This is a genomic window from Blautia sp. AF19-10LB, assembly GCF_003461245.1.
GTDB lineage: Bacteria > Bacillota > Clostridia > Lachnospirales > Lachnospiraceae > Blautia_A > Blautia_A intestinihominis.
The window spans coordinates 1-266 of sequence record NZ_QTWS01000104.1 but is presented as its reverse complement, the minus strand read 5'-3'; the positions used below and the strand labels follow the sequence as shown (position 1 = coordinate 266).

Sequence of the window (266 nt, the reverse complement as noted above, 5' to 3'; positions counted from 1 at the left end):
TCTCCCACATCGTCTCCAATGCAGTACCATCGGCCGCTTAGGTCTTAACCGTCGTGTTCGGGATGGGAACGGGTGTTTCCCCTAAGCGTATCGCCACCAGAAATTTCGCGTTACTCAAGTAAGTGCACAAGTTTGAGAAAAAGGCTGTTGGAAGCTTGCTTCCATAAGGACTTTTTATCAGGCTTGTATATGCGACGCAGTCGCGACTGAGGAGCTTTGCTCCGAAGTGCACTTACGCACTTGATAACTCAACAGTAAAACACATT

General features: G+C 48.1%; 1 rRNA gene (running past one end of the window). It reads right to left on the bottom strand.

Going from position 1 to position 266, the window contains the following annotated elements:
- Nucleotides 1-101, bottom strand: a 5S ribosomal RNA gene (gene rrf, locus DWX28_RS20885) (it extends 15 nt beyond the left edge of the window).
- Between the last annotated feature and the right edge of the window lie 165 nt (nucleotides 102-266).